This is a genomic window from Gillisia mitskevichiae, assembly GCF_003634585.1.
GTDB classification, from domain to species: domain Bacteria; phylum Bacteroidota; class Bacteroidia; order Flavobacteriales; family Flavobacteriaceae; genus Gillisia; species Gillisia mitskevichiae.
This window is the reverse complement of record NZ_RBLG01000001.1, coordinates 306213-323044: the sequence shown is the minus strand read 5'-3', so window position 1 is coordinate 323044 and position 16832 is coordinate 306213. Positions and strand designations below refer to the sequence as shown.

The 16832-nt window shown below is 35.6% G+C and carries 19 protein-coding genes; 11 read left to right on the top strand and 8 right to left on the bottom strand.

Going from position 1 to position 16832, the window contains the following annotated elements; translation table 11 throughout:
- The first annotated feature begins 319 nt into the window (after positions 1-319).
- Positions 320-679: a hypothetical protein gene (locus BC962_RS01515; protein ID WP_147405606.1), complete on the top strand. Its 360-nt coding sequence runs from the start codon at positions 320-322 to the stop codon at positions 677-679.
- Here BC962_RS01515 and BC962_RS01510 read toward each other — a convergent pair.
- Positions 676-1263, bottom strand: coding sequence for a riboflavin synthase (locus BC962_RS01510; protein WP_121344170.1), 588 nt, complete (start codon positions 1261-1263; stop codon positions 676-678). The two genes, BC962_RS01515 and BC962_RS01510, sit on opposite strands and share 4 nt — an antisense overlap.
- Before the next feature lie 59 nt (positions 1264-1322).
- Here BC962_RS01510 and pdxA point away from each other — a divergent pair, with 59 nt between their 5' ends.
- From pdxA to BC962_RS01465, 9 genes are all read left to right on the top strand, one after another.
- Entirely contained in the window at positions 1323-2369 is a 1047-nt protein-coding gene (gene pdxA / locus BC962_RS01505) for a 4-hydroxythreonine-4-phosphate dehydrogenase PdxA (RefSeq protein WP_121344169.1), read from the top strand.
- 95 nt (positions 2370-2464) lie between these two features.
- The gene (locus tag BC962_RS01500) at positions 2465-3007 is read left to right on the top strand and encodes a YceD family protein (RefSeq protein WP_121344168.1); all 543 of its coding nucleotides are present in this window, start codon (positions 2465-2467) and stop codon (positions 3005-3007) included.
- Positions 3008-3016: 9 nt separating this feature from the next.
- Positions 3017-3214 (top strand): 50S ribosomal protein L32, encoded by a 198-nt coding sequence (gene rpmF / locus BC962_RS01495; RefSeq protein ID WP_034920441.1) that lies wholly within the window; start codon positions 3017-3019, stop codon positions 3212-3214.
- A 170-nt stretch (positions 3215-3384) separates the two neighbouring features.
- Entirely contained in the window at positions 3385-4380 is a 996-nt protein-coding gene (locus tag BC962_RS01490; protein WP_121344167.1) for a beta-ketoacyl-ACP synthase III, read from the top strand.
- 26 nt (positions 4381-4406) lie between these two features.
- Positions 4407-4907 carry an acetyl-CoA carboxylase biotin carboxyl carrier protein gene (gene accB, locus BC962_RS01485; protein WP_121344166.1) on the top strand — a complete coding sequence of 167 codons (501 nt, stop codon included), beginning with the start codon at positions 4407-4409 and terminating at the stop codon, positions 4905-4907.
- Between the two features lie 54 nt (positions 4908-4961).
- Entirely contained in the window at positions 4962-6314 is a 1353-nt protein-coding gene (gene accC / locus BC962_RS01480; RefSeq protein ID WP_121344165.1) for an acetyl-CoA carboxylase biotin carboxylase subunit, read from the top strand.
- A gap of 291 nt (positions 6315-6605) precedes the next feature.
- Entirely contained in the window at positions 6606-7724 is a 1119-nt protein-coding gene (locus BC962_RS01475) for an NAD(P)/FAD-dependent oxidoreductase (RefSeq protein WP_121344164.1), read from the top strand.
- Between the two features lie 23 nt (positions 7725-7747).
- Entirely contained in the window at positions 7748-8419 is a 672-nt protein-coding gene (gene mtgA / locus BC962_RS01470) for a monofunctional biosynthetic peptidoglycan transglycosylase (RefSeq protein ID WP_121344163.1), read from the top strand.
- A gap of 1 nt (position 8420) precedes the next feature.
- Positions 8421-8864, top strand: a complete 444-nt coding sequence (locus tag BC962_RS01465) for a GreA/GreB family elongation factor (RefSeq protein ID WP_245983959.1) — start codon at positions 8421-8423, stop codon at positions 8862-8864.
- Here BC962_RS01465 and BC962_RS01460 read toward each other — a convergent pair.
- The 7 genes from BC962_RS01460 to BC962_RS01430 all read right to left on the bottom strand — a co-directional run bounded on the left by BC962_RS01460 (position 8861) and on the right by BC962_RS01430 (position 15863).
- The gene (locus BC962_RS01460; RefSeq protein ID WP_121344161.1) at positions 8861-9832 is read right to left on the bottom strand and encodes an ABC transporter ATP-binding protein; all 972 of its coding nucleotides are present in this window, start codon (positions 9830-9832) and stop codon (positions 8861-8863) included. The genes BC962_RS01465 and BC962_RS01460 overlap by 4 nt on opposite strands.
- An 83-nt stretch (positions 9833-9915) precedes the next feature.
- Positions 9916-12075 (bottom strand): prolyl oligopeptidase family serine peptidase, encoded by a 2160-nt coding sequence (locus BC962_RS01455; protein WP_121344160.1) that lies wholly within the window; start codon positions 12073-12075, stop codon positions 9916-9918.
- A gap of 79 nt (positions 12076-12154) precedes the next feature.
- Positions 12155-13150: an aspartate-semialdehyde dehydrogenase gene (locus tag BC962_RS01450; RefSeq protein WP_121344159.1), complete on the bottom strand. Its 996-nt coding sequence runs from the start codon at positions 13148-13150 to the stop codon at positions 12155-12157.
- 228 nt (positions 13151-13378) lie between these two features.
- Positions 13379-13627, bottom strand: a complete 249-nt coding sequence (locus tag BC962_RS01445; protein WP_121344158.1) for a hypothetical protein — start codon at positions 13625-13627, stop codon at positions 13379-13381.
- Position 13628: 1 nt separating this feature from the next.
- A complete protein-coding gene (gene mscL / locus BC962_RS01440; protein ID WP_121344157.1) occupies positions 13629-14054 on the bottom strand; it encodes a large conductance mechanosensitive channel protein MscL in 426 nt (141 codons plus the stop codon).
- Positions 14055-14115: 61 nt separating this feature from the next.
- Entirely contained in the window at positions 14116-15222 is a 1107-nt protein-coding gene (alr, locus tag BC962_RS01435) for an alanine racemase (RefSeq protein ID WP_121344156.1), read from the bottom strand.
- Positions 15222-15863 (bottom strand): thymidine kinase, encoded by a 642-nt coding sequence (locus BC962_RS01430; protein WP_121344155.1) that lies wholly within the window; start codon positions 15861-15863, stop codon positions 15222-15224. Before BC962_RS01430 ends, alr begins: the two co-directional genes overlap by 1 nt.
- A gap of 201 nt (positions 15864-16064) precedes the next feature.
- Here BC962_RS01430 and BC962_RS16260 point away from each other — a divergent pair, with 201 nt between their 5' ends.
- A complete protein-coding gene (locus tag BC962_RS16260; protein WP_183075426.1) occupies positions 16065-16820 on the top strand; it encodes a hypothetical protein in 756 nt (251 codons plus the stop codon).
- Positions 16821-16832 lie beyond the last annotated feature (12 nt).

Below are 16832 nucleotides of genomic sequence, written 5' to 3'. Positions count from 1 at the left end.
GTTAAATACTTATAGATCATTCCGTGTATCTATGAATGTAAAGTGCTTTTAAAATTTATTTTCAGAATGAATTTAAGATATGTACCTTTATTACACTTATCTATTTAGAATTGAATAGTTTAAGAATCCTTAAATTTTATGATTAATTAAAGTTGGCTAATAAAATAGCCGAGCAAATAAATATTGTATCGGTGATTCTCAGTAGTTTTATTTTTATTAGATTAATTTTAACTTTTTAAAACCCTATTGGAGATTATTCCGTTAATATTACGGAACAAGTTTTTAAGTAATTTATATATAAAGTAAATTGCAGCTAATTATGATGAGAAAAACCTTTGTTTATATGCTCTTAACAATAAGAGTGGTTTTTTTATTCGGAATAAATTTTTGTGAGGCTTTTTGGAATTTTGTTTCCAAACCATCCAAATTGCTATTGCGTACTTCCGTTGTTGCTGTAATTCTTTTATCTTCTCATAATTTTGAATTATATGCACAGAATAAAGGGCCAAACTGCGATCCAGGGGAAAGATTTTGTAGAGGAGAGTGTATGCCAGCAAGAGAATGTAGGCAAGGAGTGCCACCACCACCGGGATTACCAATAGATTCTAAATTACCTTATTTAATAATAGCGGGGCTTGGACTGGGGATCTATTTTTTAAAGTCTAAAAAAACAGCTTAAGCCATTTGAGTTAGTCGCTTTACATATTTTCCAATCACATCAAATTCAAGGTTTACCTTTTCGCCAACTTTTAAACTTTTAAAGGTGGTGTGCTCATAGGTGTAAGGTATTATGGCAACACTGAATTGATGAATTTCAGAATTCACCACAGTAAGACTAACCCCATTTATTGTAATAGATCCTTTTTCTATAGTGATATTTCCTAAAGCGGGATCATAGTTAAAAGTAAAGACCCAGCTCCCATTTTCTTCTTTTAAGTCAACACATTCTGCAGTTTGGTCTACATGTCCTTGTACTAGATGCCCATCTAATCTTGCACCTAATTTCATTCCGCGTTCTAAATTAACAGAATCACCAACACTCAAACTTCCTAAATTAGATTTATCTAATGTTTCTTGAATGGCCGTGACTAGATATGAATTATCATTTATCGCAACTACAGTTAAGCAAACCCCGTTATGAGCGACGCTTTGATCTATTTTTAATTCTGAAGTCATCGAGGCAGCGACATAAATATTGAGATTGCCTTTATCTTTCTTAATTTCGAGTATTTCTCCTACTTCTTCAACAATTCCGGTAAACATGGTTGTAGATTATTGTTACATTTGTGGTGTAAAAATATAAATAAAAAAGGGTAATAATTATGAAGTCCGTTCAAAAGATAAAACTAGGAATTAGTATTGGAGATCTAAATGGAATTGGAGGAGAAATAGTTCTAAAGACTTTTGAAGATTCTAGGATGCTTGATTTTTGCACTCCTATAATTTTTGCTTCGGTTAAAACTTTAAATTTTTATAAAAAACATTTTAAGCTTTCTCTTAATTTCCAAGGGGTAGAATCTGCAACAGAGGCTATTGAAGGCAAGATCAATGTGGTGAATATTTGGAAGGAAAATGTAGAAATCAACTTCGGGAAAGAAGATCCGGAAAGTGGAAAATATGCTTTTAAATCTCTAGAAGCCGCTACAAATTCATTGATCAATAATGAAATAGATGTTTTGGTAACCGCTCCTATTAATAAGAACACCATTCAGTCTGAAGATTTTAAGTTTCCTGGACACACCGATTATTTAGCCAAACAACTAAAAGGAGATAGTTTAATGTTCATGATCTCCGATAATTTAAAAGTTGGGTTGCTAACAGACCATGTTCCACTAAAGGATATAGCAAACGTGATCACCCCAGAGCTAATTGAAAAAAAGATAGCTACAATTACTCAAACTTTAAAACAAGATTTTAGAATTTCTAAACCCAAAATAGCGGTTTTAGGTATTAACCCGCATAGTGGAGATAATGGTTTGATTGGAAATGAGGATGAAGAGATATTAAAACCAACACTTCAAAAAATTAGAGACAAAGGGAATTTAGTATATGGTCCATATGCTGCAGATAGTTTTTTCGGATCTAAGAACCATGCGAACTTTGATGCTGTAATTGCATCTTATCATGACCAAGGTCTAATCCCATTTAAAACATTGTCTTTTGGAGAAGGTGTAAATTATACTGCTGGTTTAAGCAAGGTTAGAACTTCTCCAGATCATGGAACTGCTTTTGAAATTGCAGGGAAGGATTGTGCTAATATAAATTCATTTAAAGAAGCGGTATTTAAAGCCATAGAAATTTATAAAACAAGAGAGGAATACGAAAAGATCACTCGAAACCCCCTGAAAAAACTAGGAAAAAAGATATAAACAAAATATTGTTTATAACGAATAGTTAATTCATTATATTTTATATCTTTGCACCTGCCTTAGCTCGAGGGCGGGCGCGTGAAAACGATGATGTTATGAGGAAATTAGCGGCATATACAATCCCATTTGTTGGGCTTAAGATTGGAAGCCACGAGTTTGAGTACGAGATTGGCAAAGAGTTCTTTGAACATTTTGAATATGAAGATTTCAATAGTGCTGCACTACATGTAGATGTGGTACTAGAAAAGAAAGCAACTATGATGGAGCTTTTCTTTGAAACTTCAGGAACTGTGAACGTTAATTGCGATCTCACGAATGAACCTTTTGATATGCCTATTAATAGTAGCTTGAGATTGGTAGTGAATTTTGGAGATGAATTTAACGATGAAAATGAGGAGTTATTAATATTGCCTCATGGAGAATACGAGATTAATATTGCACAATATGTGTATGAGATCATAGTATTAGCAGTTCCGCATAAAAGAATTCATCCAGGTATTGAAGATGGAACATTAAAATCTGATGTACTGGATAAACTAGAAGAATTAAGTCCGAAAGGAACTTATGAAGATAATGACAATGAGGAAGATATAGATCCTCGCTGGAATAAATTAAAAAACTTATTAAACGATAAATAATACGTAGCAATGGCACATCCTAAGAGAAAAATCTCCAAAACGAGAAGAGATAAGAGAAGAACACATTATAAAGCTACTGTTCCACAAATTGCAAAAGATCCTACTACAGGAGAGGCACATGTGTATCACAGAGCTCATTGGCATGAAGGTAAATTATATTACCGTGGTCAGATTTTAATAGATAATACAGAAGAGGTACAAGCCTAATTATAGAGCTTTGCTAGAATACAAACTCTCACATTGTGGGAGTTTTTTGTTTTAAGTTGAATAAGTCCTAAAAAGGCCTTAATTTGCAACCCGATTCAAAGAATTTTTAGTACTTTTCTTTCTCTAAGAATAGTTCTTTACTATTGCAAAGAGTTTAAAATTAGATTTTTATGAATAAAATCACAGCAGCAATTACCGCTGTAGGTGCCTATGTCCCTAACGATGTTTTGTCCAATAAAGAATTGGAGAAAATGGTGGACACCAATGATGAATGGATTTTTTCACGCACAGGAATTAAAGAGCGCCGCATCCTTAAAGACCCTACTTTGGGAACTTCTTTTATGGCTATAAATGCCGCCCAAGACCTTATAGACAAAGCAAATATTAATCCGGAGGAAATAGATCTAGTTATTCTAGCAACTGTTTCTCCAGATATGCCTGTAGCAGCCACTGCTGTTTATGTGGCGACACAAATAGGAGCAGTAAATGCTTTTGCTTATGATTTGCAAGCTGCTTGTTCTGGGTTTCTATACGGAATGTCCACAGCAAGTGCTTATATAGAATCTGGGAGATATAAAAAGATCTTATTGATTGGAGCAGATAAAATGTCTTCCATAATAGATTATACAGATAGAACTACATGTATCATCTTTGGAGATGGAGCTGGAGCTGTTCTCTTTGAACCAAATACAGAAGGTCTAGGATTTCAAGATGAAATTTTACGCAGTGACGGGATTGGAAGACATTCTTTAAAGATCGAAGCAGGTGGATCCTTGATGCCACCTTCAGAAGAAACGGTAGCGAGTAAAAGACACTTTGTACAGCAAGATGGAAAAACAGTGTTTAAATATGCAGTTTCCAATATGGCCGATGTAAGTGAACAGATCATGAAGAAGAATAATCTTACTAATGATGACGTTAACTGGTTAATTGCACACCAAGCAAACAAGCGCATAGTTGGTGCAACCGCAAGTAGAATGAATCTTGAAGAGGAGAAAGTATTGATGAATATCGAGAGATACGGAAATACAACCTCGGCAACTTTGCCATTATTATTGAGCGATTTCGAGAAACAATTTAAAAAAGGAGATAATTTAATATTTGCCACATTTGGGGGAGGATTCACATGGGGATCTATCTATCTTAAATGGGCGTATAATTCTTAACAAATCAACACCCTAATATTCTTATTATGGATATAAAAGAAATTCAAAATTTAATCAAGTTTGTAGCAAAGTCTGGTGCTAGTGAGGTAAAACTTGAAATGGATGATATTAAGATCACCATCAAAACAGGATCTGAAGATAAGGAGCCAACTTATTTTCAACAAATGCCAATGCAAGGGCAAATGCAACAAGCCATGCCACAGCAACAACTTCCAGCTGTAGGACAAGAAGCTCCTAAAGCCGCTACTGGTGAATCTCAGGATGCTGCTTCAGACGAATCTTCAAAATATATCACGGTAAAGTCTCCAATTATTGGAACTTTTTATCGTAAGCCTTCTCCAGACAAAGATGTTTTTGTTGAAGTTGGAGATACTATTAAAACGGGAGATGTTCTTTGTGTTATAGAAGCTATGAAACTTTTCAACGAAATTGAAAGTGAAGTTTCAGGAAAAATAGTAAAAGTATTAGTAGACGATTCTTCCCCTGTAGAGTTTGATCAACCATTATTTTTGGTAGATCCGTCATAAATTGACCTTTTCATTAGATTTAATTTTACTATCTCAGTAAAAAATATATAAGGTATGTTTAAAAAAATATTAATTGCCAACAGGGGAGAGATCGCACTGCGAATTATCCGTACCTGTAGGGAAATGGGCATAAAAACCGTAGCGGTATATTCTACTGCCGATGCTGAAAGTCTTCACGTAAGATTTGCAGATGAAGCGGTTTGTATTGGACCCCCACCAAGTAACCTTTCTTATTTAAAAATATCAAATATCATTGCCGCTGCAGAGATTACCAATGCAGATGCTATACATCCAGGATACGGATTCCTTGCGGAGAATTCTAAATTCTCTAAGATCTGCCAGGAGCACAACATCAAATTTATTGGTGCAAGTCCAGAAATGATAGATCAAATGGGAGATAAAGCCTCGGCCAGAGCTACTATGATGGCTGCCGGAGTTCCTTGTATCCCGGGATCTGAAGGTTTGCTTAAAGATTATGCAGATTGTTTGAAGACTGCTAAAGGAATGGGCTTTCCAGTAATGCTTAAAGCTACTGCCGGTGGTGGTGGAAAAGGAATGCGTGCTGTAATGAAAGAAGAGAACCTGCAAACCGCGTGGGACTCTGCTCGTCAAGAATCTGCCGCAGCCTTTGGTAATGACGGGATGTATATGGAAAAACTCATCTTAGAGCCACGCCATATCGAGATCCAAGTTGTTGGAGATAGTACAGGAAAAGCTTGTCATCTTTCAGAAAGAGATTGCTCGATCCAAAGAAGACATCAAAAACTTACAGAAGAAACACCTTCGCCTTTCATGACAGATAAGTTGAGAAAGCAAATGGGAGATGCAGCTGTTAAAGCGGCAGAGTTCATTAAATATGAAGGAGCAGGAACCGTCGAGTTTTTGGTAGATAAGCATAGAAATTTCTACTTTATGGAGATGAATACTCGTATCCAAGTAGAACACCCAATAACAGAACAAGTAATAGATTACGATCTTATTCGCGAACAAATCTTGGTTGCGGCTGGAATTCCGCTTTCTGGAAAAAATTATTTCCCGAAATTACACTCTATAGAATGTAGAATCAACGCAGAAGATCCTTATAACGACTTTAGACCTTCTCCAGGGAAGATCACCAATTTACACGCTCCTGGAGGTCATGGAGTGAGAATAGATACTCACGTTTATAGTGGATATTCTATTCCTCCCAATTACGATTCCATGATCGCTAAATTGATCACTACTGCTCAAACCAGAGAAGAAGCTATCAGTAAAATGAAACGTGCTTTGGATGAGTTTGTAATAGAAGGTGTAAAAACAACCATCCCATTCCATAGGCAGTTAATGGACCATCCAGATTATATAGATGGTAACTATACTACCAAATTTATGGAGGACTGGAAAATGGATGCCATTAAAGAAGAATAACTTATAAGCCTCGAATTTCGAGGCTTTTTTTATGGGGTTCCCGCTCCTAAAAAAGCGGTCGGGCTATTTGCTTTTAGTCTCTAGCCATAAAAGTGCCTAGAGAGCTAACCGCTGCTATCCCTAACCCGATTGTATTTATAATACGTTGTCACATTGAGCCTGTCGAAATGTGATTTAACTAGAGATCCTTAGACAAGCTCAGGATTACATCCAATAAGAAAAAACGTCTATCATGTTTTGCCATTAAAAATTTTCCAAAACTTTACGTAATTTCACCCCTAAATTCATCGCATGAACTTATCCTACTGGGAACATCAGTCCTGGCTTTCTAATGTAGATCATACTATTGTTGGTAGCGGAATTGTTGGTCTTAATACAGCTCTTAGATTGAGAGAGAAATTCCCGAAGGCAAATATTTTAATTCTGGAACGTGGGTTCTTGCCCAATGGTGCGAGTACAAAAAATGCAGGATTTGCGTGTTTTGGTAGTCTTTCAGAAATCTTGGACGATCTTAATTCCCACTCAGAAGAAGAAGTTGTGCAATTAGTTCAAAAACGTGTAGATGGTTTGGCTTTATTACGCACAACTTTAGGAAATGAAGCTATAGATTTTAAATTGTGGGGTGGTTATGAACTTTTTACTCCACAAGATAAAGCGTTATTGGAGGACTGTGAATCTAAAATGGAGTATGTAAATAAACTGCTATTTCCAGTTTTTAAAGAAAACGTATTTAGTTCAGTGCCAGATAAATTCAATTTCAAGAAAATTGAAGAAACGCTGATCTTCAATAAATTTGAAGGTCAGATTAATACTGGCAGAATGATGGAGGCCTTGCTTCAAAAAGCGCTATCAGCAGGAATCAAGATCCTAAATAATATAACAGTACAAGAATTTTCTGAAGTAAATTCAGGAGTAAAAATAAAAACAGATCAATTTGAATTTTCCACAAAAAAGCTTTTCATAGCAACCAACGGATTTGCAGCTCAATTAGGAATGGATTCTGTAAAACCAGCTAGAGCGCAGGTTTTAATAACGAAACCAATAGAAAACCTTCAGATTCAAGGTACATTTCATTTAGATAAAGGCTTTTATTACTTCAGAAATATAGATAAACGTATCTTGTTGGGTGGTGGAAGAAATCTGGATATAAAAACCGAAGAAACTACCAACCTAGGGGAAACTGAGCTTATTCAAAATAAATTGGAAGAACTTTTAAGAGAGACCATTTTACCAAATATAGATTTTGAGATCGATAGGCGATGGAGTGGAATTATGGGGGTAGGAGTACAAAAAAAACCCATTGTAAAGCGACTTTCCAGCAACACTTTTTGCGGAGTTAGACTGGGCGGAATGGGCGTTGCTATTGGTAGTTTGGTTGGAAAAGAATTAGCAGATTTAATCCCTCACTAAGGGAGTTGATAATAATATATAATATGAAGAAATTTTTCAGGTTCATCTTTAAGCTAATCCTCGGTCTAATTGCCTTTAGCATTTTTATAGTGTTGCTTTATAAATGGGTACCAGTTCCTGCAACTCCTTTAATGGTGATTAGATATTTTGAAAATCCAGAAGAACCCATTAAGCACGATTGGGTTTCCTATAATGAGATCTCGGGATATTTACCACTGGCAGTTCTTTCTAGCGAAGATCAGAACTTTTTGAATCATTCTGGATTCGACATGAAAGCAATAGAAAAGGCAATTGAAAATAATAATAAAGGAAAACGTGTTCGGGGAGCGAGTACGATCTCTCAGCAAACTGCAAAAAACGTGTTTTTGTGGCCTCAGAGAAATTGGTTTAGAAAAGGGATGGAAGCTTATTTCACTTTATTAATAGAAACTATGTGGAGCAAGCAACGCATAATGGAGGTGTATTTAAATAGTATAGAAATGGGACAAGGAGTTTATGGAGCAGAAGCCGCCTCCCAACATTGGTTCAAAAAATCAGCCTCTAAATTAACTGCATATGAAGCTGCTGCAATTGCAGCAATACTTCCAAACCCAAGAGTTTACAGGGCAAACCCCGCAAGTAGTTATATCGCTCAAAGAAAAAGCTGGATAGTAAGGCAAATGCAGAATTATGGACCTTTCAGCATCAAAAATTAAGATGAAAGAGGAACTTTATAAAACCTGCGAAAGCTATTTGGAAGAAAAAATAGCCAGGATCTCTCATTCTATTTTAGATCTGGAGGCTGCCTTAACTAATGAATCTAAAAGCAGCGCTGGCGACAAATACGAAACTAGTAGAGAGATGATAAATATTGAAATACATAAGCTTTCCTCTCAATTACAGCAGTTTCAAAAATTACAGGTCACTTTAGAAATGGCAAAGCGCAATGCAAGTAGAGATATTGTAAGAATGGGAAGTTTAGTAGAAGCAACCAATGCAACTTATTTTATTTGCATCCCGATCGGGGAGGTAAGCCTTGGCGACAAGAAAGTATATGTTATTGGCGCAGCTTCTCCTATTGCACAGGCTTTAATAGGTAAATCTGTAGGTGATACTTTTACTTTTAATGCTGTATCCGGAGCTATTGTTTCTATAAGTTAGTTTCTAGTTCTAGATTTAATGAGGTTCTTATCTACTGTAATAAATACGCTCTCTCCAATCATAAGTGCTTTAGAATTTTCAAAATAGATGATCTTATTTTTTAGGGAAGCTTTTATAAGGAAATTACTTCCTTTAAAATAAGATGCTAAAACCACCACCTTTATACCTGAATTTTTATCTAAACGGATCTCATGAGGATATAATAAGATCATTTTTAGACTTGTCTCATTTGGGGTAATAGACTTTAACATTACCTCGTTTATATCTCCAAACAGAGAAGCTATATATTTGTTAGGCGGATTATTATATATTTCCTGAGGAGCATCATTTGCGTAAATCTTCCCATTTTTTAGTACAATGGTTTTATCTGCAAAAGATAGTGCATCGGTGCTGTCATGGGTGGCAATTATGCAGGTGATCTTATTTTCTTTTAAATAAGCAAATAGTTTACGGCGAAGATTATTTTTTCTAAAATGATCTATATGGCTAAAAGGTTCGTCCAGCAATAATAATTCTGGCGTATTGGCTAAAGCTCTGGCCAAAGCCACTCTTTGCTGTTGCCCACCGCTTAGATCTCCCGCTTTAGCATCGGCAAGCTCTGTCATCTCCACAACTTCCAGAAGTTCCATTATGCGCTTCTTTTTCTTCCTGGGATAAGCATTACTTAGGTGTTTTCCAACATTTTCTGACACAGTAAGTGGTGGCATCAAATCGAAATCTTGAGCTAAATATTTTATAAAGTCTTCTCCGGGTACCAGATTATGATTTGGACCACCCAGTTCTATTCCGTTCCATGAAACAAAACCGTCTGTATGATGTAGTCCGTAGATCAGCTGAAGCAAAGTGCTTTTTCCGCAACCGCTTTCCCCAATCAGGGAAACATGATCTCCTACAGCAATGTTCAGGTTTATTTTCTTTAAAACTGGTTTGTCATTATAACCAAAAGAGACATTTTTTAATTTCAGCATACTTTACACATGGGTTCTTATAAATAACAAGGTCGGAAATAGTTTACATCTCCGACCTTGTTAAAATTATAAATTTTGATTGACTATCCTTTCACTTTGTCACTCACCTTTTCAGGCAATACATCAAACCCCATATTATAAAGGGTAAAAGAAAAGATGTCGGCATATTCATCTATGATCATTGCAGTTGGTTTCCCTGCGCCATGACCTGCTTTTGTTTCGATTCTAATTAGAACAGGATTATTTCCGGCTTGTTTTTCTTGTAATTCTGCTGCAAATTTAAAAGAATGTGCAGGTACTACACGATCATCGTGATCTCCTGTAGTAACAAGGGTCGCAGGATATTTTACTCCCTTTTTTACGTTTTGTACAGGGGAATATCCATATAGGTATTCAAACATTTCTTTATCATCTTCAGAAGTACCATAATCATAAGCCCATCCTGCACCGGCAGTAAAAGTGTGGTAACGCAACATATCCATCACTCCAACTGCAGGCAATGCAACTTTCATTAATTCCGGACGCTGCGTCATAGTTGCACCCACCAATAAACCTCCATTCGATCCGCCGAGAATTGCTAAGTAGTCACTGGAAGTATATTTCTCTTTGATTAGGTATTCTGCAGCAGCAATAAAGTCGTCAAAAACATTTTGTTTTTTAAGTTTGATCCCTGCATCATGCCATTCTTTTCCATATTCTCCACCGCCTCGTAAATTTGGAACTGCATAAATACCGCCTTGTTCCATCCAAACCGCATTTGCGATGCTAAAAGAAGGAGTTAAACTAATATTAAAGCCTCCATATCCATAAAGGATAGTAGGGTTCTTTCCGTTAAGCTTAATCCCTTTTTTATGGGTGATTATCATAGGAACCTTTGTTCCATCCTTAGAAGTAAAGAAAACTTGCTTGCTTTCGTAATCCTCCGGATTAAAATCTATAGTTGGTTTATTATATAATTCTGATGTACCCGCCTTGATATCATATTTATAAATACTGCCAGGAGTTACATAGTTGGTAAAAGAATAATATAAATAATCCTTCTCTTTCTTAGTGCTGAAACCACCAACAGATCCTACTCCAGGCAATTCTACTTCTCTCACTAATTTTCCGTTGTAATCGTATTGCTTTACTTTAGAAACCGCATCTACCATGTACTCGGTGAAGAAATAGCCTCCACCTGTAGAAGGAGTTAATACGTTCTTTGTTTCAGGAATAAAATCTTTCCAATTTTCTGAACTTGGGTTTGCTGCATCTACAGTAACAATTTTTTGATTCGGTGCATCAAGATTGGTTACTATAAATAGCTTGCTGCCGTCATTTTCTATCACATAACTGTCTGTATCCTCATTGCCTATCAAGGTTACCAACTCTGGATTTGCTTTGGTGAGATCCATCATAAATAACTTTCCACCGGAAGTTGAATTTCTTGCAGAAATAAATAGATAGTGATTATCCTCTGTTACGTAACCCCCAACATATCTGTGCTTTTGAGCTGCGGTTCCACCAAAAACAAGTTTATCCTCGCTTTGTTTGGTTCCTAGTTTATGGTAAAAAAGTCTATGTTGATCTGTTTTTGCTGAAAGCTCACTGCCCTTAGGCTTTTCGTAACTAGAATAATAGAAACCTTCATTTCCTTTCCATGAAACCCCACTAAATTTTACATCTATTAGTGTATCTTCTATTACTTTTTTAGCTTCAGTATCCATAAGGATCACTTTTCTCCAGTCACTCCCTCCTTCAGAAATACTGTAAGCAGCCATTTTCCCATCTTCAGAAAAACTTAATCCGCCAAGAGAGGTGGTTCCATCTTTGCTGAATTTATTCGGATCTAAAAATAATTCTGCTTCTCCAGAGTCCCCTTTTTTACGATAGATAACGTATTGATCTTGTAATCCATCATTTTTATAGAAATAGTCGTAATCGCCCTCGGTAAATGGTGCTCCTAATTTCTCGTAATTCCAAAGTTCTGTTAAACGTTCATTCAATTCCTTTCTATAAGGGATCTTTGCCAGATAATCGTAAGTAACCTCATTCTCTGCCTTTACCCAGTCCTCGGTTTCTTTACTTCTGTCATCTTCTAACCAACGATAAGGATCTTTAACTTCTGTACCAAAATAATTAGTAATGGTATCTACTTTTTTAGTTTCTGGATATTTCAATGCTTCTGCTTGTTCTGGTTTGGAATCTTCTTTACAGGAAAAAAGACTTCCCACTGCAATAATTCCGATTAATAGTTTTCTCATAGTAACTTTAGATGATTTATATAATATAGGTAACAAATATGCCCTGTAAGTTACATTTAATAAGCAATTTAAAGAAAAATTAGGCCGGTAGCAGACCGTTCTTAAGCATATATTCTGCTATTTGTATTGCGTTGGTCGCTGCACCTTTCCTTAAGTTATCTGCAACGATCCACATATTTAGTGTTTTTGGCTGAGAATAATCTCTTCTAATTCTACCAACAAAAACATCATCTTTCCCTTCAGCATAAATAGGCATTGGATAGGTGTTTACTGAAGTGTTATCTTGTACCGTAATTCCGGGGAACTCACTTAATAATTTTCTTACATCATTTTCTTCGAAGTCTTTTTCGAATTCAATATTTACAGATTCGCTATGGCCTCCCACAACCGGAATCCTTATTGCCGTAGCAGAAACTTGAACAGAATCGTCTCCTAAGATCTTTTTGGTTTCATTAGAAAGTTTCATCTCTTCCTTTGTGTAGCCATTATCTGTAAAAACATCACAATGAGGAATCGCATTTTTATGAATTGGGTAAGGATAAGCCATTTCCCCCTGTTCATTATTATATTCATTTTCCAGCTGTTGCACTGCTTTTACACCGGTTCCCGTTATAGATTGGTAGGTGGAAACAACAACTCGCTTTATTTTATAAGTATCATGAAGTGGCTTTAAGGCCATCAACATTTGTATTGTAGAGCAATTTGGATTTGCAATAATGAGATCTTCAGATGTAAGTTCTGAAGCATTGATCTCCGGGATCACCAATTTTTTTGAAGGATCCATTCTCCAAGCGGAAGAATTATCCACCACTTTTGTTCCAACTTCAGCAAATTTTGGAGCCCATTCTAAAGAGGTATCTCCCCCTGCTGAAAAGAGTGCAAGATCTGGTTTTAAGCTTACCGCTTCTTCCAACCCAATAACTTTAAAGGATTTATTGTTGAATTGAATGTTGTTTCCAATAGATTTCTCTGAAGCTACCGGATATAATTCTGATATCGGAAAATTTCTTTCCGCTAAAACTTTTAATATTACTTGCCCAACCATTCCGGTTGCACCAACTACTGCTACTCTCATGCTTTTTTATATAAATGAATTAGGAAGAGGTCTAGATCTTCTAAATAATATTTTTAATAATCGATACAAATGTATTGTACAAAAAAATATCTGGATAATTTGAAACCATTAATTTAATAGGTTTCTGCGGAATTAAACACATTTTTAATTTTAGTTAAAAAAAGAACCCTTCACATTGTGAAGGGTTTAGGTTTAGAATATATAATGTAGCGGTGATCGAGCTACGTCTTATTTAAAATATAATTCCTTGAAATTTTGAAACCTTCTACCATTATAAAACATTTTCCAGATATCGGCTTTGTCAATAACCCCTTTACTTACAAGTCTTAATCCATCTATATATGTTCTATAAATTAAGGAGTAAAATATCATGAAGATAATAAAGCTCCAAGAATCTATATAATGCATTCTCATCAAGAACAAGATTATTGCAAAGGGCAATAGGATTGTTGTATAATAAAGATAGATGTTTTTCAATTTAAGAATTTTGCTTTTTTAATTCGTCTCTAATCTCTATAAGTAACTCTTCTTGGGTAGGACCTTTTGGAGCCTCTGGTGCTGCTACTTCTTTCTTTTTAGTTTTTTCGTAAGCACGAAGCACCACAAACAGGATAAGTCCCACTATGATGAAATAGATAATTGCCTGAATTAAATTTCCATAGGTAAGAACTGCAGCTTCTGCAGCTTGAGCGGCTTCTAAAGTATCGTAATTCTCTCCATCTAATGCAACGAATTTTTGTGAGAAATCTGTACCTCCAGTGATTACACCAATAATAGGCATAATAATATCTGCTACAACAGATGAAATTATCTTATTGAAAGCTGCACCAATTACTACGGCAGTAGCTAAGGCAATAATGTCCCCTTTCATTAGGAACGTTTTAAAATCTTTGAAGAATCCCATTTTTTTTGAATTATTTGTTAGTTGGAACCCAATTTACATAAAATCCATAATAAAATGTTTTTTATTTTATAATATGCCTCTTAACCCGCTGTGAGATCCCTGTAATTAACTCGTAAGAAATGGTGTTCCCGCTTGTTGCGAATTTGGTTGCATGTTGAGGGCCGCCAAAAAGAATCACTTCATCCCCTTCTTCACATTCTATTCCAGTAATATCAATCATTATCATATCCATGCACACATTTCCAATAATTGGAGCGTATTGATCTTTAATATAAACTCCACCTCTTCCATTACCGTATTGCCTGTTAATACCATCTGCATGGCCAATTGGTAAGGTAGCGGTCTTGGTTTTTTCTATTGCAGTAAAAGCTCTATTATAGCCTACACTTTCTCCTGCTGCTAAATGATGGATTTGAGAAATAATAGTTTTAAGCGTGCCAATTGGTTTTAGATTTTTATTGATCTTTTCATCATTTCCAAACCCATAAAGACCAATACCACTTCTCACCATATCAAAAGCGGCTTCTGGGTAATTAATTATTGCTGAAGTGTTACTTATATGTAATAGAGGCCTATATTTCAAGTTTTCAAATAATTTGAATGCCATTTTCCTGAATTTCCCTAATTGTTGCAACGTAAATTCGCGTTCTCTCCAATCTTCACTTGCTGCTAAGTGGGAAAATATAGACTTTACTTTTACTGAAGATGTTTTATTTAGATAATCGAAGATCGTTTCCAATTCGTTTTCTATAAATCCAAGTCTGTTAAGGCCAGTATTTAATTTTAAATGAATTGGATAATCCTTCTGACCAAGTTTTTCAGCAGTTTTAATAAATTCTCTAAGTACGTACTCACTATAAATGCTAGGTTCCAAACATCGTTCTATAATTTCTTGAAAATTTATAGATTGTGGGTGCAGCACTAAAATAGATTCAGTAATACCGTCATCTCTAAGAGAAACGCCTTCTTTAGTATAGGCAACTGCAAAATAGCCCACTCCTAGTTCACTCATTTTTTTAGCAACCTCAGAAGATTCACTTCCATATCCAAAAGCCTTTACAACACCCATTAACTCTACATCTTTTGCGAGTTTAGATCTCAGGAATTTGTAATTATGTTCCAGAGCTTTCAGATCGATCTCTAGAGTGGTTTCATGAACAGTAGACATTAAGTGGATGTTTTTCCCGGCTCTACAGTTTCTGCATCTTTTACAGAATAATGTTTAACCCTTTCTTTAAGCATTGCCTTAAAATAAGCAGCTCTACTTAAAGGTTCGTACTCTTCATTTTCTCCTAAAAACACTAGATCATCATTAACAGCTTTTCTATAGCTAAATTGAGCAAGATTACCAGTTCTTGTGCATACCGCGTGAACCTTGGTTACATATTCTGCGGTGGCCATAAGATTTGGCATGGGTCCAAATGGATTCCCTTTAAAATCCATGTCCAAGCCAGCTACAATTACGCGAATTCCACTATTAGCGAGATCGTTACAAACAGTCACTATCTCATCATCAAAAAATTGGGCTTCATCTATTCCAACTACATCACAACCATCGGCTAAAATGCGAATATTTGCTGCAGAGGGAACCGGTGTAGACCTAATTTCATTAGCATCGTGAGACACTACCATCTCTTCATGGTATCGTTTATCTATGGCAGGTTTAAAGATCTCTACCTTTTGTTTTGCAAACGTGGCCCTTTTAAGTCGGCGAATCAATTCTTCTGTTTTACCAGAAAACATAGATCCACAGATAACTTCTATCCAGCCAAATTGCTCCTTGTGATTTACTGTATTTTCGAGAAACATTTTGTAATTTTCAGTGCAGTTTAGGATTTGTACCTAATCGGCATAAAGTTGAAACAAATTTATTAAAAATACAACCGAGGTGGATGTAGGTTAAAGTAAATTTGTAAACCAATTAATACTTATGGAAGCTAAGATAAATTAAAGTTGGTAGCATTATTGCACTTTATAGTCTATATCTTCTAAATAAAAATAATACTTGTGATGAAAAAGAAATTGGAATCTGAATTAAAAAACTTAGCAAACACTATACTTAACAATACTTCCGGATCTTCTACTACGCAATTAAAGCAAATGGCAAAGGAGCTTTATGAGAAATTGACCATTATGTCTTTTACAGAAGACAATTTGTCTAGATGGGAAGAAACACCAAGTACTTCTATTGCGGAGAAAAAAGAGGAAACTATTCAAAAAGTAGCAGTAGAGCCTGAAAAAGATGAGTACTTGCCAGATGGAACAGAATATAATAGTTCTGAAGCTATTACCGAGCTTAATACTGAAATGATAAAGGATATTGTTGCCCAGATGCCTCCAGAGACAGAGCATGTAGATAGTATGGTTGAGGGTATTATTGCTCCAAGCAGCAATGGGAAATTACCCGAGAATTCTTCTGAATTTAAAAAAAGTGATTTTAGAGATATTGGGGTAGATTATGATAATCTTCCAAGTTTCGAGCCTGTTAAAAAACAGGATAAAGATAAGCCTAGATCTCTAAACGACCGACTTAAAAAAGGGATCAATATAGGACTTAATGAACGTTTGTCGTTTATTAAACACTTATTTGATGGACATACGAACGACTATAACCGAGTGATCTCGCAATTAAACACTTTCGATAATCTAGACGATGCACATAAATTTATTCAGCAAGTCGTAAAACCAGATTATAAGAACTGGGCTGGAAAAGAAGAGTATGAAGAGCGATTTATGGCCCTTGTAGAGAATAAATTCAATCACTAGATCTTCCAGAGA